Source organism: Bdellovibrio sp., from assembly GCF_047637665.1.
Taxonomy (GTDB): Bacteria; Bdellovibrionota; Bdellovibrionia; order Bdellovibrionales; family Bdellovibrionaceae; genus Bdellovibrio.
The window spans coordinates 61,274-78,330 of sequence record NZ_JBLJBT010000040.1 but is presented as its reverse complement, the minus strand read 5'-3'; the positions used below and the strand labels follow the sequence as shown (position 1 = coordinate 78,330).

Here is a 17,057-nt window from a genome sequence, read left to right as displayed (position 1 = left end):
GCTTTTTAAAAGAAAGAAGGATGAGGTAACTCTCATCCTTCTTTCTTTTGTGGGGGATGAACTCTGTATTAAAGCTCTTTTGCTTTTGGGAAGCTGAAGGTAATGCCGAGACTGTGAAGATAGTCTAAGTTCGATTGACTCAACTCCGTATCTGGATAAGCTGTCCCATAGTTCCAGAGTTGGATACTGTCGACCGCACTGTCGCCTTGGATCTTAAAGGTGATGGGATCCCTCTGGTGCGAGCAGTAATCTGGGCCGATATCATAATCACAGGCGGAAGCATAAGGGGCTTTGGCGCTTGCGACTTTAAGAACGCGAGGTTCTAAAATTCGCTCATAAGTTGTATCAAGGTCTTTATGAAGCTGAACATAGATTAGAAATTCATGACCTCCATCTCCAAGAAAAACCCAGTTATTGCCTATCTCAAAATCAATTGGACGGGCTAGAGTGATGGTTGTGCCCGCAGGGAAGTGCGTGAGCGCTACTGAGCGATCTACGACCGGCTGAGGCTTTGCAGCAGGTCGGACACCGAAATCATAACTGACGTCTGCTTCAGCGCGAGAAATGGCACTGGATACTGTGATTACAAGTCCCAATAGTACAGAGAAGAGTTTCATGCTTTTCATAAGTATTTCCTTTCAAATTAATATCTCTCAACTGGGCCCATAATGCATCGCATCGGCAGGAGTTTCCATATCAATTTAGTAAAAAGGACATCGCAGATTTTACAATATGTAAAGTCAATTGGCTGTTTGGTGAAATGAAAATATAAGTGATATCAATTAGTTGTATTAGATATCCGGGTTTTAAAGCCAAAACCAATCGATATTAAAGCAACCCACCTCTTCACTCTTTGAATCCTTCAGCAGGGTTGAAAACTTCTGGATAAGTTCAGAAAGCTCAACCTTGAAGGCCGCAAAGTCTGCTTTCGAAAGAACCATGGGACAGGTGAACATCATTTCTTCCTGAGAAAGTCGCTCGGCCTTCAGAATGGCTTGTATTCGCCAGTTCTGATGATGTTTGGTGACGAAGACGGATTCTCTTCCCACCATCGTGCGAGAGGGGCCCAGCTTGTATCGACCTTTTTGTTCCAGGATGAGTCCACTGTGTAATAAGAATTGCAGCTTCTCCTGCAGATCCCTTCGATCAAGATTGAACTTTTCGATGAGCATTTCCGAAGAGACTCCGTTCGGAGAAACATCGCAATAAAGGCGAATGGCTGAATAGATATAGCTCGAATAGAAAATCATTTTCGCTTCGTCGGAAATTTCAGATTCGTGGCGGAATCGTTTTTTGACGGTGGTGGCCTCATCCTTAACTGCATCGATCTTCTTTTGCAGATAAGCTTTATAGGCTGAAGTTCCTGCGCGTGAGTGCTGGACGAGTAGAATGAAATACTCTTGCTCCATGGCAGAAAGTCCGAGGTGGTGGCTGAGGGCGAAGGCCTGCTCCAGGGAAAGCTCGCGATCTCCTTTTAATATAAGACTTAAAAGAGTCGGGTGAATATTGCAGCTTTCAGCCCATTTTGAAAGTTCTCCGTAACCTTTGCGAGGTTTGGATTCGAGAGTCGCTTTGAGATATTTTCGATATTCGATGTAATTAAAAATGCTCATAAGTCTTTATCGGAGAGTTTAAAACCCGGCTTTACATATTGTAAAAACTAAGCCCTATTTTGTGCAAAATCACTAGGGAAGCTGGGACACGAGGCTAAACGTTTGGCCGACTGATTGCTATAACCTTGCTTAGGAGGCTCTATGAAGTTTGCCCTCATTTTAATATCCAATGTATTGGCTTTGAGCGCCGTTGCGGCGCCTCCTATGTCTCAAAATGGGACGGCGACTATCGCAGGTCAGACACCTGTCAAACAAGTTACGGCAGGGCAATTAAGTCTCCGTGAGCGTGACTTGTTGGAAGTAAATCGCAATACAGATGTTTTACGTCTTCTGGATGAGGTCAAGAGGGCGCGTCAAAGAAACCTCGATAGAAAACTTATGGGTGGAGGCGATGCCGGTGGAGGAAATGCCGCAGCTTTAGAATTTGTCACAGCCGCCAGAGCTGCAGCTATGACCGTGGATCTGCAGAGAATGAGAACAAATGTCACTCGAGAAAAGATTTTTTCTGCGATTGATCGCGCCTCGGTGGCCGTCTCGGAGAGCGAGTTGAGATCAGGAAGATTTGATGATTCTCAAGTGGTGGACGCGCTCAATTTTCCAAGTTCAGGTGTTATTATTTTGAACTCTAAACGATGGGATGCTCTCAAAGATTTTGAAGCTAAGAAACGACTGGCTTTGCATGAGGTTTTGAGCCTTATCGGTGAAGAGTATACGGGATTTTATGGGCAAAGTGCTGGTGGTCTGCAGGGCGGTGTCAACTTTAGAAATGCCACGCTTCGGGAGCTTCCAGAGAAAACTCAAGTTTATATTAGCTTTTCGACTTCATTTCTGCCCGGCCATAATAATGCCGAATTTAACTTTAATGGGCAAACTCACTCCAATAAGAGTGAGCAGGCATATCCTTACGTCTCAGGAAACCTGGCAATTCATTTCGCTGGGTTGGAATCTAACAACAACAGTTCGATATTAGTGCCTCGACAGTGTGTGGTAAAGAGTGTGGACGGTACCTACCTTTACCCTCAAATCGTCATTAAACTTCAACTCACAGGACCAAGGAGTTGCGATAAGATATCTCTTGAGAAGACTATCGATCACAGCGATCTAGATAATTTGCTATCAGAATTCGCCCGATACGGAGTCTATTTTATTCTGCCTCCGCCCGATATTATCGAGTAAGAGCATAAAAAAAAGCGGCTTTACGGAAGGACTCTTATCTGGACTCCACTAAGAAATGGGAAGATCAGCAGCAAATGATCTGGCAGGAGTTCAGATATAAAAAAGATAGAGACCTATACTATTTAAAGGCCTGAGTTATTTTTTAATAAGATTAATCTGTGGTCTTCGTCATTCGAAGGTTAGTAAATGTCGATAGTCCACCGCCGTAGACTACGGCAGCAATGACCTTGCGACCCGTAAGATAACGATTCGAGCATAAAAGCTATTACATCGGCACTAAGCATGGATACGAACTGATCTATTACATGCAGTCGTCGTTGACTCCGAGTAAGTACATCGAACAAATCGACGTGCGCACTTTCGATCACGATATCCAAGTGATGAAGTCTCGTTTAGCACTTGAAGATTCAGAAAAGGTGTACTCGGAATACTTTCAATTTAAAGGCAGTAGGGATTCGGCACCGGATGGGGTTAATAAGTCCCTCAACGGAAAGATCATCGCCTTTGAATACGAGATAGCCCAAAAATCCAAACAACGTTATCGCGACAAGGTTCGCCGTTATGTCGACTGCATCAGAAGAAGGGAACCAACTGACGGTCCGAAGTATGATCACGTTCGGATCGTTTGTGAAAAAACCAGCTCTACAAAATCCTCAAAGACGCCACAGCCATCTATCGCGACTACTTCACCATTGAAATGGCCGGAGACTTTTTTGCAAGCCTCGCGCCGCAAGTGCAAGCAACGCCACTGCCCCAGGCAGTAGGCCTTGAGGCTTTGCAATAGTTATCCCTGGAAGGCGACGACCTAGAACTCAGGTCTAGGTCGCCTTCTCAAATATAAACACCAGAAAGACCCTATTGGGGCCTGGGAAATACAAAATGACAAAAAAACCAAAAGTGGTACTTTAAGTACCAGTAGGCTTTCCGATAAGAAAGCAAGGCCCTCGAAAGAGAAAAACCTCATCCAAAAGATGAAGCCTCTTTTAGAGGCTCACAGACTCAGAATGAGCGACCATGCCAACCGCCGCATGAGAGAGCGCAATATCCTGTACTATGAGGTTTTGCAGGCTCTAGCGAATGGTAAGCACGATGCTAAGCGGGACCGCTTTAATGAAGAGTTTAACTCCTGGGACTACAGCATCGAAGGCACAACCATCGACGGTCGGGAGTTACGAATCGGGATTACGTTTGAGGTCGCGCCGGTATCGAAAGAAGTGATCCTGGTTTTAACAGTGATTGATCCGAAGATCTAAAATGGGAGAAGTTATGAAAATTAAAAACTATAGATTTGAAGGCTTCGGCTTCCCAGTCATTTTTGACGAACTCCCTGCGGTCAAGGTTCGCGGAGAGTTAGTTCCAGATGTGGATTTTGATAAATATGCAAAACCCTTGATTGAGCATATTTGTGCCCGTCAGGGTGTTCCTCTGTCTGGGAATCAGGTTAAGTTCATTCGGAATTACTTTGGGATGTCTTTGCGCGAGTTTGCAAAGATGCTGAATGTGACCCATCAATCGGTAATGCGGTGGGAGGATTTCACTATTTCCGCAGCACACATTGATGTAAATACTGAAATAGTATTTAGACTAATTATTCTCAAGCAGCTAGGTAGTGCCAAGGATTGCTTTGGATCCTTGATGGAAAAACTAGAAGCTCTGACTACATTTGAGAAAAAAAGCAATTATAAAAACATTAATTCCATCCATATCACCAAATAAATCTAGAAAATTGAGATCAATCAACACCTTTCGATCTCAATTTATTTTTCTCGTCCTCCTAGGAGGAGCGCAGTCTGAAAGATAGCCTCTTCAGGCTCTTTCAGAGCTGATAAAATATTTTCTGAAATCTTATCAATTAGTTTTACACCCCAAAAAGGATCTGTTTGATCATAATAAATTACACGAATATGCTTCAAATCAAATGGGACATCATTCTCGTTAGAACAAACTAGAACAACTGGCTTTCCTAAAGCATGAGCTAATCCCAGCTCATAAAATACATTAGGATTTCGTCCAGTCAGGTTAGCAATCAATACCTTCGCATGATTTATTCCGGACCAGATCTGATCAATAATCTTGCCAGCCCCAAAAATTTCACTGTCAGCCCTAACTGCTTGAAGACCTGAATTTTTAATAGCTACTTGATAGATTTTCTCGTAATAATCACCAATCGGCTTTGCGAAAGACATAACCACAAAGCATGAGTCGCCTGCAGCAACTTTAACAGACTTCTCAAGCTTTATAAGTGTGTTTGTCTTCTCTTCTCTCCTCTCCTCTCCGAGATTTCTAGTATGCTCTGTAGCATCGATTATTCTTAATTTTCCGTTAATTTCCTCACAAAGCTCAGCATACTTTAAGGAGGAAATAAAAATTTCCTTAAATTCAGATACTTTGCCAACTGGAATCTTGAACTTGTCTTGGAGTGCATTATCAAAAAATTGGGCGTCAGGTAAATTTTCGTTTCTATAGTGATTATAGACTTCACTTAGCTCGGGCGCCTGAAGAAGTGCTTCTCTCAATCCATTTACTTTATCAGACTGAGATTGAGGACGTAGAATTTTCTTAGCTAATTCCGTCGGAACTATTTGTCCAGAAACAGGTCTCTCGAGTAGGCCATATTTGGACGCAGGGCTTATTTCTAATAGGAAAGGTCCTGCAGCTGAGGTAAGGCCTAGATATTTTGCCGCATCCTGATCGGAGCATGCTTTTCCAGCATTTTGCTGAAGAATAGCTTCAGGAATTCTTAAGCTCTTCTCGAGGGAGTGACGAGGAAATTTAGCTGAACCACGTGAATGGTCAGGTGATTTTACTTTTCTTTTGTTTTTAGCCCTGGTGTTTTTTTTTCGCCATTATTACCTCGCAAAATGTAATATCGGAAAAAAACAAATAATACTTTATAGTCTAAAGTGTACTCGATTCGTTATATATATTGTTATTGTAATAAAATTGCCCTAAGCCCTTTAAGCATTCTCTCGAATAACCGATATATTGTTTATTCGTTGGAGGCTAAATGTTTAGAACTATAGAAAAATACATAAAAGCTTTAAGTAGTTTTTTTGGCGAGTCATGGTTGTGTTTTTTCATGTGGTTGAGCGTTGCATATATGGCATTAGGGGTTGGCTATCCACAAATTATTTTTTTCATTCCAGATACTGATGCAGACTTCAGATACAAATTACTTTCGATTCTTGGTGTATTTTTTGGAGTTACTCTTACCGTTCATAAACAATACAGAACCGAACTTTTGGAGAAATGCAAAAAAGAAAATCTTGAAAATAATATTTATCAAATATTAACGAAGTTATCTGAAAGTTTAGTTGATCTGTATATAGATATTCCCACTTTCGTTCAGAAGAAACTGGACCCCGAACAGACCTTGGGGACTGTAATTTCTGGATATGGATTGCCGTCCTTACATAACCGAGTTTTTGATTTAATTAAGGAGCAAAAGATTCTAGATGTCGACAAATATTCGTTCAAATCAAAGCTGGCCGAATTGATCAACCACTATGATGAACTACAAACTCTTGCCGACAACCAAAAAGATGCCTGGATAAAGTTAACCTCCATTTCAAATGTTCCTCTAAAAAAACTCATCGTCACATCAGTAGAAAAGGAGCCTCTCTTTTCTGTGGGACCATTAAATCCATATCCAACGGTATTCGTAGCCATTGATGATTTTATAGATGCTGAGATATTATTCCGAGCTAAAGTTTTTGAAACTATTGCCATGATTGAAAAGTTTCTTCGACAAGCTATTGAATCACAGATGGTAGACTCCAATGAATCAAATAAGGTGTTGATAAGGTATCTGCATAAGCAGTCAGATTGGATGAAACAAGTGTCTAATTTTGACAACAAAACACCTCTAAAGTTTTTCCGCCAGAATTTTGCGATAGAAATCAATCGAGAAATTGAAATAGCAAGAGTTAATCGCCTGCGAAGTGTTTACGAAAATAAAAATATCGATCAGACAAAGAGTTAATTCGCAAAGCTACACAATTGTTAATGTCCTCATTGACGATATTGCTTCTTCAATGAGGGGTTCATTGCCTAGAGATACAATACTTTAACAGATCTGATCGGACAAAAAGCATTGAGCTAATCTTAGCAAACAGCCCCTCTGGGATTCCGCGCTTCTTCGTTCGGTATTTCCAGTCATATACAGTCTCAGTCGATATCCCTAAAATCTTCGAAACCTCATTTGGACGAAGTAGCTTCTTATGGTCCGTCTCCAAAAAACCACCAATTCCATTTTCATTTCGTTTTGATTGTGTGATATACGTTTTCCTCCGTTTGATTTTACTGATCTGCCAGAGTAAAAAACAAAAAGCAAACGCACCACTTTTCTCAAGTCGAATTAAATGCCCCTGCAAGTCCCTCAGTGTCTCTGCTGCTGTGGACATTGAAATTTCTAGAAATATCTGGAAACGCTCTATAACGTTTTTGATGAAAGAAAAAAGTATTCAAAAAAATATTTTTACTTTTCATAAATGCGTCGAAGCCAAAGATGAAGACTCAAGTATAGAAATTCACTCAGAAGACAAGTGACGAGAGATTGAACCCGCTTCGATTGCGTTCAGCCTATCTCGAAGTACTCTATGGTATGTAAGTCTATCTAAATGCTCTTTGATGCGATCGGCTATTTGCATTCAAGAACCTCGTACTTTCAAAAATCAGCAATTCTGATCTGATTTTTTTGAAAATCAGGAAAAAAATATTTTACCTTGCCCCTAGGGCAGACTTCATTCTTTGATTGAGGACAGCATGAAAGATTGGTTTTTGATTGGTGAATTCAGTAATATAACGGGTCTCAGTTTGAAGGCTTTGCGTCTGTATGAAGAAAAGGGGCTACTAATTCCTCGGGAGCGAGGCGATAATAAGTACCGCTATTTTTCTTCATCTCAGGTCGACGAAGCTAAGCGAATCGTCCAGTTTAAAGAACTTGGGTTCACCCTCGAACAGATTAAGCGACTCTTAACAGTAACGACAGAAGAAACTCTGTATGAGTTTGTTAGGAAAAAGGTTGCTGAAAGCAAAACCGAGGCTGTTGAGTTATCTCTGCGAATTCAGAATTTAGAATCCCTGCTGTCCTCTTTGGAAAAGAACAAGCAATTGACCGAAAAACAAAGAGGGGTCCTTATGGAGAGTATTTTTGAAACAAGTTTAAATAATTTAAAACGTCGTGGAGTGGTGGCAGATTCTGATTTGATCACCCAGCTCAAGTCCGAGGTGGATCATTTCTCAGAAGATGTGCAAAAATTTCTGCCGGAGATTAGGCAGGTTCTTAAAGTTGTCAAAGAAAAGAATATTCTGATCGGTCCCGGAAGGGCCAATACGGCGGCAAGTTTAGTTTTATTTTCAGAAGGGTACTCACCCTTTGATCCCCGCGAATTTGACTTAATGCCAGAGACTTTCTCTCAATCAAAGATCTTTATGCTCGACGTGGAGTATTCAAATTCAGAACTTTTGGGTCGTCTTTGCGATGAAATCAGCAAGAAAATTAATTTTGAGGTCGTCGCTTTCAAAAGCCCCATTTTGGATATTTTAAAAGATGTGCAAAACAAAACGGGGGAAATTGATTTTGAGAAGTTTTCAGACTTAGATCCGATAATATTGGAGGCACCTAAGAGATATGGAATTCGGGGCCTGTTTGGGCCCGATTGGAGCCCAGATTTTGAAGCCTTTCGAAGTTCTTCCCCAGAGTTTCAAGCAGAACACAACTATCGAGCAAGCGAGATAGAGGAGTTATATAAAGACCTCATCTACAAAAGTCCCATGGACTATATTAATACCGAAACGATTCGAGATTTTCATGGGCTGGGTCTTTTAAAGAAATATCAGACTGGAGGCCAAGATTCTGCTCATCCTGAGTTGCAAAATACAAATGGTTTGCTGCTCTATCGTGAAGACTGGTTGAAGATATATATGCGATTGACGGGGGTTCGAATTGCAGAGGCAAACTCGCTATTAAGTTCCATAAGACATAATCCTCAAGATCACTCAGTAAACAGCCTTAGCGACTCCTTGGAACCAGATGTTAAATCTTCGCTGTATGAGTCAATTCCTGACCTCTATAGCAAAAGCCACGCAGTCAGCTGGTGGTGGTATTATAAACGTACGGCAATCTTAAAGGCTTTATGGAAGGATTCTTATCTCGACTCCATCAAGAAATGGGAAGATCAGCATCAAATGATCTGGCAGGAGTTCGGGTACAAAAAAGATAAAGACCTATACTATTTAAAGGCCTGATCCATTTTTGAAAAAAATTAATATGGAGAGGATTTATCGTGAGATACGCACGAAATAATTTCGTTAACCAATGCACTCCCTAAAATGGAAAAGGCCCGATGGTTTACCATCGAGCCTTTATTGGTTGCGGGGGCAGGATTTGAACCTACGACCTTCGGGTTATGAGCCCGACGAGCTACCAGACTGCTCCACCCCGCGACAAGGTGTTTAGGTATAGAGCTAAAGAGGCGGGGGGTCAACTCTCATTATTAAAACTTGGAATATAACAGCCTGTATCATTTGCCGAGTGTTGCTCTCCTTTTAGTTCCATGATTGATTCGCTTCTCTCTCAAGAGGAGTTTTTCCCTATGAAATGGAAGAATATTTTAAAGATTTTTCTGATTAGCGGTTCTATTTCCGCAATTGTTTTGATCGGCACATTGATCTGGGGCCTTTCTAAACTTCCCTCGGCTTTTGATATTAAACAAAATCTCACGCCCCCGGCTTTAAAAGATCATGCTGCAAAAGTGGGCACAGAAAGTGGCGAACAGGCCTTGCCGCCTTCGTCAAAGCAGGAGGAGGCTTCGGCCCATCAAGAGAACGCTCCGGCTTTGTCTGAAAAAGAGCAAATCACAAAAAACACGACACGAGTTTTGCTTGAAGACTTCTTAGATACTCGCAAACCTCTTGTGGAGGGGTGTCGCAACCTAGAGCGAGCCTCACAAAGTCATTTTTTCCGCGATCCGCAAAATGCGTCCGCAAAATATTTCTTTGAGATCTTGGCGGGGGAGACAAAAGACCCTCTGGTTGAGACGGCGGCTCCGGTGATGCGCTTTATGTTTAGAGCTCCGGGGATGCAGTCCGTGGTGGACATGGTGATGAAATCCGAGGAAGAAAAGGACCCTGGTCTTTTAAAGAAGGCTGAGTTCTACTATGAAATCTATCGCGCCGGTGAATACCTAAAAAATCACAAAAGTGATATCGATATGATTCTGCAAAAAACCTACAACATGCACCATCTCGCCAAGGCGGTGGCGCAAAAACCAGATCTGGCCAAAGACTCTGCGACACTCAGCTTTTGTGAACAGATGGAAAAGAATGTGAACGAAAGCGGATCTTACGACGCCGACGATGCCGCTGCAGAGATGCTGAAGTTTCTTGCGGATGCGGGGGTGGACCCCAAGAGCATCGATTATGATCCCAAGTATCGTTCTCAGGTGAAGATGAATCTATCCAGCACCCAGCTCAACATCAATGATGCCTGGGTGGTTCGATTATTTGCTCGAGATATTGAAAAAGCACACAAAGAATCTGCGAAGAATTAGTTCTTCGCAGACACCGTTTGTGATTCGCCTTTGTCGTTCACTGTCACAACTTTAGTTTTAGAGACTCGAATCGTCGGAATGTCATCGACACCTTCGGCTTTGAGTTTCTCGATCTCAAAAGGCACAACTTGTTTCGGCCCCTTTTTGTCGGGATGAAGTTTGTATTGATGTGCACAGTTCTTGGAGCAGGTGTCTTTTTTAAAATCAAGCTTGGCACAGTCCACACAGATCAACTCTTCCGAGTCGCAGCGTTTGCATGTGACCTTGATTTCAGACGGCTGACCACAGTGCGGGCAGAGTCCATACTGTGTCGAAGGTTGAAGGTTTTGATCTAAAGCCACGCGATGATCGAAGACAAAACATTCCCCTTCAAACTGGTCATTCGGAAACTCTTTCATGTAGTTGATGATTCCACCATGCAACTGATAGACATTTTCGTAACCCTGTTTTTGAAGCTCCAGAATTCCTTTTTCACAGCGAATTCCACCTGTGCAGAAAATGAGCATCTTTTTATCTTTCGAAATCCCCTGGCTTTCGATGTACTCAGGGAAGTCTGTGAACTTTTCGATGTTAGGATTGAGGGCACCCTTGAAGGTGCCGATTTTATACTCGTACCAGTTGCGAGTATCAATCATCACAAAGTCGTTTTCTTCTTTAAGCACCTTATTCCATTCTTCAGGAGTCAGGTGATAGTTCTTTCCTTCCGGCGGCATCATTTCAGGGATGCCTGTCGTTACGATCTCTTCGCGGATTTTCGCTTTAAAACGGCGAAACGGAGCCTTGTGAGATTCTGAGTCTTTAAAGAAAAGATCCGGTAAGTTGAAGTAGTCTCGAATAAACTGCTTCCAAGAGTTAAAGGATTCTAAAGACGGAGCCGCGCACGTAGAGTTAAAACCTTCCTCGCCCAGAATGATGAGGCCCTTCACATTGAGCGCATCCGCTTTATTTTCGAGATCTTTTTGAACAGACGGAACGTCTGAGAGCTTGAGAAATTTATAAAAAGTCGTAACATAATAGTTCGACGTTGCAGTCATATTATCACCTTCATATCCGTCCACTGGCTCCAAACCAAGGGGAGTTAAAAGTTTTCTCCCCCTGTATAAGCCGTGGGGGTCTAGGAAGGCAAGGAAAAGTAATGCGATTCGGCAACGGCTTGTAAGCTTTGGATTTTACAAGTAAAAAGAAGCCTTTAGTAAGGAATTAAGATGCTCGCGACACCTCAGGTTCAAAAAGAAATTCAACGCCGTCGTACTTTTGCCATCATTTCGCATCCGGATGCGGGGAAGACGACTTTGACCGAAAAGCTTCTTTATCATGGAGGCGTTATCCACGAAACGGGCGAAGTCAAAGGCAAGAGCGGTACCAAGGCGGTGACCTCGGACTGGATGGCGATGGAGCGGGAAAAAGGGATCTCTATCACCTCGTCAGTGATGACCTTCGATTATGATGGTCTTCGCGTGAACCTTCTGGATACTCCGGGACATAAAGATTTCTCGGAAGATACCTACCGCGTTTTGATGGCTGTGGATTCAGCGTGTATGTTGATCGACGTCGCCAAGGGCGTGGAAGAGCGAACGAAAAAGCTTTACGAGGTTTGTCGTCTTCGTCAGATTCCGATTTTCACTTTCGTCAATAAGCTTGATCGAGAAGGGAAAGATCCTCTCACTTTGATTGATGAAGTTGAAAAAACACTGAACATGCAGTGTTACCCTGTGACTTGGCCTTTGGGAATCGGTCAAAGATTCCGTGGAATTTACAATCGCCTTACAAAAGAACTTTGGATTTACGATCAGCGCCGTGAAGAAGTCGAAGATTATAAAGTCATTCCTTTTGAAAAAGGAAAAGACGATCAGATTCTCTATCAGTATCTTGATAAAGAATCTGCAGAACAGGTGATTGAAGAGCTGGATTTGATTGAGAGTGCGTTGCCTCCATTTGATGTGAACGAATTTTTAAATGGAACGATTTCGCCTGTGACCTTTGGTTCGGCGAAACAGAATTTCGGGGTGGATACCTTCCTTAAATTTTTCACCCAGTACGCCCCGGGACCGCAGCCCCGACATACCAAAGACGATAAAGAGATTGATCCATGCGACGCCAACTTCACGGGTTTTGTCTTTAAAATTCAAGCCAACATGGATCGTCGTCACCGTGACCGCATTGCATTTATCCGTATTTGCTCTGGGAAGTTTGAACGCGGCATGAAAGTGAAACACTCTCGACATGACAAAGAGTTGCGCCTTTCTTACGCCAGCCAATTTATCGCGGCTGACAAAGAAACAGTCGATGATGCGTATGCCGGTGATATCGTGGGGGTTGGGGATACAGGCAACTTTGCCATCGGAGACTGTGTCTACGCCTCAGGGAAAGTTCATTTTGAGGATATTCCTAAATTTGCACCGGAACTTTTCGGAAGACTTTCAGTGCGAGATGCCTTGAAGCGCCAGAAAATGCAAGAAGCTTTAAATCACCTTTCTGAAGAAGGTGCGATTCAGTTGTTCATTGATCCCTTGGTGGGCCTTCAAGATCCCATCATTGGCGCGGTCGGGGAACTTCAGTTCGAAGTTCTTTTGCGTCGTCTGCAGGATGAATACAATTTGGAAGTGAAGTTGAATCGTCTTCCGTATGGGGTGGCTCGTTGGCCAAGAACGGATGCGGGGAAGCCTGTGGCTGAACTCAAGGGTGGAGCAAATATGTTCCGAGACCTTCAAGACAACCCCGTGGTTCTGGTCAATCAAGAATGGGATTTAAACTGGCTTAAGCGAGAAAACCCGACGGTCGAATTTTGCACCAGCATTAGTCGCGCGCGGTAGTAGTGGTATTTGATGATTCTTCCTCTTGAGATTCATAACCTAGTAAAAAGATATAAGAACAGCGCGGTTGATGCTGTAAAGGGTGTTTCTTTTGAAGTGAAGGGCGCAGAAATCTTCGGCCTCCTGGGGCCGAATGGAGCTGGCAAAACCACCATCATTTCCGCGATCACAACCTTGGAAAAACCGACAGCTGGCACAGTCAAAGTTTTCGGAGTCGATGTTACCAAGGATCCGATGTTTACCAAAAAACAGATTGGCGTGGTTCATCAAGAGGTGATCAACTCTGGTTTTTTTGATGTGGAAGAAATTCTGGAATTTCAGTCCGGATATTATGGCTTGCGAAAAAATAAAGAGCGTATTCATTTTCTATTAAACAAATTGGCCCTCTACGAGCATCGCAACAAAAGAGTCAAACACCTTTCAGGTGGAATGAAACGTCGGTTGATGATTGCCAAGGCGTTGGTGCATAACCCGAAGCTGCTTCTTCTTGATGAGCCCACGGCAGGCGTGGATATTCGCTTGCGGGAAGATCTGTGGGATTTTGTTCGAGAATTGCGCAGTGAAGGAACCTCTGTTCTTCTAACCACTCACTATTTAGAAGAGGCAGAGCAGTTGTGTGATCGAGTGGGGATTATCAACTTAGGGTCCCTGGTGTGCGTGGGGGCAACGAAGGAAATTGTTCGTCAGTACACTCTAAGAAAAATCCGTATCGTTTTTGCCGAGCAGGTTCCCGTGCAGTCTCCGTATTTGATGGAAGTCATAGGCAAAGACTATTTCTTTGTGATTCCTCAAGAAAAACCATTGGGAGAGTTCATCAACGAACTGGGTGTTCCCACGCAGTTGGTCCGAGATATTCAAATTGAAGAAGGGGATCTGGAAGAAGCCTTCTTGAAAATTGTGAGCCAGAAAGACGGGCAGGTGCCTTTATGATCGGCTTTCTAACGATATTTCGACGTGAAATTGCGCGTTTTTTGAAAGTAATCGTCCAAACGGTGATAACTCCATTTGTATCCTCCTTTTTGTATCTCCTGATATTCGGAGTTTCTTTAGGGCAGCAAATGGATTCTCACCAAGGGGTGAGTTACCTTGCTTTTCTTATTCCGGGCCTGATGATGATGGGGTTGATCAACAATGCCTTTCAGAACTCGTCCTCTTCCGTTGTGTCGTCTAAATTTTCCGGTGACCTTGAGAATCTGCGCGTGGCCCCTGTAACAGATCAGGAGATTATCTGGGCGATGAGCTTAGGCTCTGTCGTTCGAGGTACTTTGGTGGCCCTGATTACTTACCTCGTCGGTTCATTATTTATGTATTATCAACAAGGGGAGTGGCTTCATATCGCCCACCCAGTGAGTGCTTTGTTTTTTCTTATTGTGGCAGGACTGATTTTTGGAATGATTGGAATTAGTATCGCATTTTGGGCGACCACTTTTGATCAGTTGTCGGCGTTTTCTGCTTTTATTTTGCTGCCGTTGACCTATTTAGGGGGCGTCTTTCTTTCGATTGAGCATTTACATCCATTTTGGCAAATGGTTTCAAAACTCAATCCGCTGTTGTATTTGATCAACGGACTTCGTTACGGAGTCTTGGGCGTGAGTGATGTTAATGTGGGAACCGCAGCTGTGATTTCTTTAGTGGGCTTTGCATTCTTTTTTGGTTTGGCGCGAATCAGTCTTAGGAAGGGCTCGTTTCAGCGCTGGTAGGAATCTGTGAGCTCTTCTGACGAGGTTGAAGCTCGTCAGAAGGAAAACTCGCGGATTAAAGTGTTCCTGAGTTCAGATTGTTATTTGAGTTGCTAGAACCATCATTCACCACGCTGAAGTTCAACGATTCGAATTGTTGGCGACGATTTCGTTCGTCTTCAAGGCGCGCACTTTCAAGTTTTTCTAGGATTTTACTTTCTGTGCTTGCTTCCATTTGTTTGCGTGCATCTTTGAGGCCCTCTAATGCCGCTCTGTTGGATGTGGCAAGTTGAGCTTGCGCGAAAGTCCCCATCAGCAAAGAAACGAGAATGATTTTTTTCATAGTTGTGCCCCTTTTTGAGTCACTCTTATCCACAAAGAGGTCTGATTGAATCATCTAATGCTCTGTGACTAACAATTATTCATGGTGGCGTGTTGCGCAATGAGTCGAGAGGTTCTTTGTCATTCCCTCCCCAATGAGTTAAACCATTTCTCTTGGTGTAAGCAGGAGTTCGCATGTTTGAGAATTTATCTGACAAGATTATGGCCAGCCTCAAAAAGGTCCGTGGGCAAAGCAAAATCACGGAATCGAATATTGAGGACGTCATTAAAGAGATTCGTTTAAGTCTTCTTGAAGCCGATGTGAACTTCAAAGTCGTTAAGACTTTTATCGATAAAGTAAAAGCGAAAGCCTTGGGAGCGGAAGTTCTTCAGAACGTAAATCCCGGCCAAATGTTTATAAAAATCGTCCATGAAGAGCTGGTGAATGTTCTTGGCGGCGGCGCGGTTGATATCAATGTTCGCGAAAATCCCAGTGTGATATTTTTAGTAGGTCTGCAAGGGGCGGGGAAAACAACTTCGGCTGCCAAGCTGTCTCTTTATATTCGTCAGAAGTTAGGGAAAAAGCCTGGGCTGGTTCCTGCGGATATCTATCGTCCGGCGGCGATTGATCAGTTGCAAACGTTAGGACGCCAAAATAGTATTCCAACATTCCCGACCGAAGTGGGAATGAAGCCTGACGAGATTCTTGAAAAGTCCAAGCAGTGGGCCAAAGACAATATGGTTGATGTTGTCATCGTGGATACGGCGGGACGTTTGCAAATCGATGAAGATCTGATGGGCGAGTTGGGTCGTCTTAAAGAGATCTGGACACCGCAAGAGATTCTTCTTGTTGCCGATGCAATGTTAGGACAGCAGTCCGTGAACGTGGCAGAGGGCTTTCATAAAAGACTTTCTTTGACGGGTTTGATTTTGACGAAGGTGGACGGGGATGCGCGCGGTGGTGCGGCTCTGTCGATCCGTGAAGTAACGGGAATTCCAATTAAGTTTTTGGGCGTCGGCGAAAAAGTTTCGGCCCTAGAAGTCTTCCATCCCGATCGTTTGGCAGGGCGAATTCTTGATATGGGCGACGTCCTTTCTTTGGTTGAAAAAGCCCAGGAAGTCATTGATGAGAAGGCCGCTCGGGACTCTGCTAAGAAGATCATGAAGAATGAGTTCACCCTGGAGGACTTCCTAGCTCAGATTCAGCAACTCAAAAAAATGGGTGGTTTTGAATCTATCTTGAAATTTTTACCCGGCATGGGGGAGTTGAGTAAGCAGCTTAAAAACATGACCCCTCCTGATGCTGAGATGAAGAAGATTGAAGCGATCATTCGTTCCATGACCCTGGAAGAGCGCAACAATCACAAGATTTTAAACGCTTCGCGTCGCACTAGGATCGCTAAAGGGAGCGGCACTCAAGTTCAGGACGTCAACAAGCTGGTGAAGCAGTTTGAGGACGCTAAAAAGATGATGGGTGGGCTTATGAAGATGGGAATGGGTCGAGGCGGAATGAAGTTCCCATTTTAAGGCTTGATATTTAATCGTTAACACAGTACACACTTGGTCTTACTGTTTTTGAAACAAGAGGTTTAGAAAAATGGCAGTTGTAATTCGTTTGGCTCGTATGGGCGCTAAGCACGAACCTAAATACCGCATCACTGTAGCGGATTCTCGTCGTTACGTTACTGGAAAATTCCTTGATATTCTTGGAACTTACATCCCGACTCCAAAGGGTAACGATAAAAAAGTTGAGCTTGATCTTGCTAAAGTTGAAGAGTGGATCAAAAAAGGTGCTCAGCCTACAGACCGTGTAAAACACGTTATTAAGTTGGCTCAAGCCAAATAGTGATTGGCAATGGGTCCGAATTCGATAGAATATCGGATATGTGCTATTTTGGGGGT

Annotated in this window: 17 protein-coding genes and 1 tRNA gene; 12 read left to right on the top strand and 6 right to left on the bottom strand. The window is 43.3% G+C overall.

Features of this window, described 5'->3' with window-relative positions:
* Positions 1 to 68 precede the first annotated feature (68 nt).
* Positions 69 to 626 (bottom strand): hypothetical protein, encoded by a 558-nt coding sequence (locus ACM64D_RS13470; protein WP_415063744.1) that lies wholly within the window; start codon positions 624 to 626, stop codon positions 69 to 71.
* A gap of 180 nt (positions 627 to 806) precedes the next feature.
* Complete coding sequence (locus tag ACM64D_RS13465) at positions 807 to 1,613, bottom strand: TIGR02147 family protein (protein ID WP_415063743.1); 807 nt, start codon at positions 1,611 to 1,613, stop codon at positions 807 to 809.
* 141 nt (positions 1,614 to 1,754) lie between these two features.
* Between ACM64D_RS13465 and ACM64D_RS13460 the strand changes: the two genes are divergently transcribed.
* The 4 genes from ACM64D_RS13460 (at position 1,755) to ACM64D_RS13445 (ending at position 4,505) form a co-directional block, all read left to right on the top strand.
* The gene (locus ACM64D_RS13460; protein WP_415063742.1) at positions 1,755 to 2,789 is read left to right on the top strand and encodes a hypothetical protein; all 1,035 of its coding nucleotides are present in this window, start codon (positions 1,755 to 1,757) and stop codon (positions 2,787 to 2,789) included.
* A gap of 305 nt (positions 2,790 to 3,094) precedes the next feature.
* The gene (locus ACM64D_RS13455; RefSeq protein ID WP_415063741.1) at positions 3,095 to 3,553 is read left to right on the top strand and encodes a hypothetical protein; all 459 of its coding nucleotides are present in this window, start codon (positions 3,095 to 3,097) and stop codon (positions 3,551 to 3,553) included.
* Between the two features lie 207 nt (positions 3,554 to 3,760).
* On the top strand, positions 3,761 to 4,042 hold the full coding sequence (locus ACM64D_RS13450; RefSeq protein WP_415063740.1) for a DUF4258 domain-containing protein: 282 nt from the start codon (positions 3,761 to 3,763) through the stop codon (positions 4,040 to 4,042).
* Between the two features lie 13 nt (positions 4,043 to 4,055).
* The gene (locus ACM64D_RS13445; RefSeq protein WP_415063739.1) at positions 4,056 to 4,505 is read left to right on the top strand and encodes a helix-turn-helix domain-containing protein; all 450 of its coding nucleotides are present in this window, start codon (positions 4,056 to 4,058) and stop codon (positions 4,503 to 4,505) included.
* 41 nt (positions 4,506 to 4,546) lie between these two features.
* Here the strand turns inward: ACM64D_RS13445 and ACM64D_RS13440 are convergent, their stop codons facing one another.
* Positions 4,547 to 5,305 carry a hypothetical protein gene (locus ACM64D_RS13440; protein WP_415063738.1) on the bottom strand — a complete coding sequence of 253 codons (759 nt, stop codon included), beginning with the start codon at positions 5,303 to 5,305 and terminating at the stop codon, positions 4,547 to 4,549.
* 491 nt (positions 5,306 to 5,796) lie between these two features.
* Here ACM64D_RS13440 and ACM64D_RS13435 point away from each other — a divergent pair, with 491 nt between their 5' ends.
* On the top strand, positions 5,797 to 6,771 hold the full coding sequence (locus ACM64D_RS13435; protein ID WP_415063737.1) for a hypothetical protein: 975 nt from the start codon (positions 5,797 to 5,799) through the stop codon (positions 6,769 to 6,771).
* 782 nt (positions 6,772 to 7,553) lie between these two features.
* A complete protein-coding gene (locus ACM64D_RS13430) occupies positions 7,554 to 9,038 on the top strand; it encodes a MerR family transcriptional regulator (protein WP_415063736.1) in 1,485 nt (494 codons plus the stop codon).
* 121 nt (positions 9,039 to 9,159) lie between these two features.
* Here the strand turns inward: ACM64D_RS13430 and ACM64D_RS13425 are convergent.
* Positions 9,160 to 9,236, bottom strand: a tRNA-Met gene (locus ACM64D_RS13425).
* A gap of 149 nt (positions 9,237 to 9,385) precedes the next feature.
* Here ACM64D_RS13425 and ACM64D_RS13420 point away from each other — a divergent pair.
* The gene (locus tag ACM64D_RS13420) at positions 9,386 to 10,342 is read left to right on the top strand and encodes a hypothetical protein (RefSeq protein WP_415063735.1); all 957 of its coding nucleotides are present in this window, start codon (positions 9,386 to 9,388) and stop codon (positions 10,340 to 10,342) included.
* Here the strand turns inward: ACM64D_RS13420 and ACM64D_RS13415 are convergent.
* On the bottom strand, positions 10,339 to 11,376 hold the full coding sequence (locus ACM64D_RS13415) for a rhodanese-related sulfurtransferase (protein ID WP_415063734.1): 1,038 nt from the start codon (positions 11,374 to 11,376) through the stop codon (positions 10,339 to 10,341). The genes ACM64D_RS13420 and ACM64D_RS13415 overlap by 4 nt on opposite strands.
* 171 nt (positions 11,377 to 11,547) lie before the next feature.
* Between ACM64D_RS13415 and ACM64D_RS13410 the strand changes: the two genes are divergently transcribed.
* From ACM64D_RS13410 to ACM64D_RS13400, 3 genes are read left to right on the top strand one after another with little or no spacing between them, the layout of a single operon-like run.
* A complete protein-coding gene (locus ACM64D_RS13410) occupies positions 11,548 to 13,155 on the top strand; it encodes a peptide chain release factor 3 (RefSeq protein ID WP_415063733.1) in 1,608 nt (535 codons plus the stop codon).
* A 12-nt stretch (positions 13,156 to 13,167) separates the two neighbouring features.
* Complete coding sequence (locus ACM64D_RS13405) at positions 13,168 to 14,085, top strand: ABC transporter ATP-binding protein (RefSeq protein WP_415063732.1); 918 nt, start codon at positions 13,168 to 13,170, stop codon at positions 14,083 to 14,085.
* Positions 14,082 to 14,855, top strand: a complete 774-nt coding sequence (locus ACM64D_RS13400) for an ABC transporter permease (RefSeq protein WP_415063731.1) — start codon at positions 14,082 to 14,084, stop codon at positions 14,853 to 14,855. Before ACM64D_RS13405 ends, ACM64D_RS13400 begins: the two co-directional genes overlap by 4 nt.
* A gap of 55 nt (positions 14,856 to 14,910) precedes the next feature.
* Here ACM64D_RS13400 and ACM64D_RS13395 read toward each other — a convergent pair whose 3' ends face one another.
* Positions 14,911 to 15,177 (bottom strand): hypothetical protein, encoded by a 267-nt coding sequence (locus ACM64D_RS13395; RefSeq protein ID WP_415063730.1) that lies wholly within the window; start codon positions 15,175 to 15,177, stop codon positions 14,911 to 14,913.
* Positions 15,178 to 15,350: 173 nt separating this feature from the next.
* On the opposite strand from ACM64D_RS13395, the gene ffh reads away from it, so the two are divergent.
* Together ffh and rpsP are read left to right on the top strand one after the other, a co-directional pair.
* Positions 15,351 to 16,682 carry a signal recognition particle protein gene (gene ffh / locus ACM64D_RS13390; RefSeq protein ID WP_415063729.1) on the top strand — a complete coding sequence of 444 codons (1,332 nt, stop codon included), beginning with the start codon at positions 15,351 to 15,353 and terminating at the stop codon, positions 16,680 to 16,682.
* Between the two features lie 70 nt (positions 16,683 to 16,752).
* Entirely contained in the window at positions 16,753 to 17,001 is a 249-nt protein-coding gene (gene rpsP / locus ACM64D_RS13385) for a 30S ribosomal protein S16 (RefSeq protein ID WP_284605064.1), read from the top strand.
* The last annotated feature ends 56 nt before the right edge of the window (positions 17,002 to 17,057 follow it).

What these genes read in the sequence shown, in the direction of transcription:
- ACM64D_RS13395 (WP_415063730.1), bottom strand. Translation starts at nt 15,177, where the DNA reads ATGAAAAAAATCATTCTCGTTTCTTTGCTGATGGGGACTTTCGCGCAA.
- ACM64D_RS13435 (WP_415063737.1), top strand. Translation starts at nt 5,797, where the DNA reads ATGTTTAGAACTATAGAAAAATACATAAAAGCTTTAAGTAGTTTTTTT.
- ACM64D_RS13400 (WP_415063731.1), top strand. Translation starts at nt 14,082, where the DNA reads ATGATCGGCTTTCTAACGATATTTCGACGTGAAATTGCGCGTTTTTTG.
- ffh (WP_415063729.1), top strand. Translation starts at nt 15,351, where the DNA reads ATGTTTGAGAATTTATCTGACAAGATTATGGCCAGCCTCAAAAAGGTC.
- rpsP (WP_284605064.1), top strand. Translation starts at nt 16,753, where the DNA reads ATGGCAGTTGTAATTCGTTTGGCTCGTATGGGCGCTAAGCACGAACCT.
- ACM64D_RS13450 (WP_415063740.1), top strand. Translation starts at nt 3,761, where the DNA reads ATGAAGCCTCTTTTAGAGGCTCACAGACTCAGAATGAGCGACCATGCC.
- ACM64D_RS13455 (WP_415063741.1), top strand. Translation starts at nt 3,095, where the DNA reads ATGCAGTCGTCGTTGACTCCGAGTAAGTACATCGAACAAATCGACGTG.
- ACM64D_RS13465 (WP_415063743.1), bottom strand. Translation starts at nt 1,613, where the DNA reads ATGAGCATTTTTAATTACATCGAATATCGAAAATATCTCAAAGCGACT.
- ACM64D_RS13430 (WP_415063736.1), top strand. Translation starts at nt 7,554, where the DNA reads ATGAAAGATTGGTTTTTGATTGGTGAATTCAGTAATATAACGGGTCTC.
- ACM64D_RS13470 (WP_415063744.1), bottom strand. Translation starts at nt 626, where the DNA reads ATGAAAAGCATGAAACTCTTCTCTGTACTATTGGGACTTGTAATCACA.
- ACM64D_RS13405 (WP_415063732.1), top strand. Translation starts at nt 13,168, where the DNA reads ATGATTCTTCCTCTTGAGATTCATAACCTAGTAAAAAGATATAAGAAC.
- ACM64D_RS13415 (WP_415063734.1), bottom strand. Translation starts at nt 11,376, where the DNA reads ATGACTGCAACGTCGAACTATTATGTTACGACTTTTTATAAATTTCTC.
- ACM64D_RS13445 (WP_415063739.1), top strand. Translation starts at nt 4,056, where the DNA reads ATGAAAATTAAAAACTATAGATTTGAAGGCTTCGGCTTCCCAGTCATT.
- ACM64D_RS13460 (WP_415063742.1), top strand. Translation starts at nt 1,755, where the DNA reads ATGAAGTTTGCCCTCATTTTAATATCCAATGTATTGGCTTTGAGCGCC.
- ACM64D_RS13410 (WP_415063733.1), top strand. Translation starts at nt 11,548, where the DNA reads ATGCTCGCGACACCTCAGGTTCAAAAAGAAATTCAACGCCGTCGTACT.
- ACM64D_RS13420 (WP_415063735.1), top strand. Translation starts at nt 9,386, where the DNA reads ATGAAATGGAAGAATATTTTAAAGATTTTTCTGATTAGCGGTTCTATT.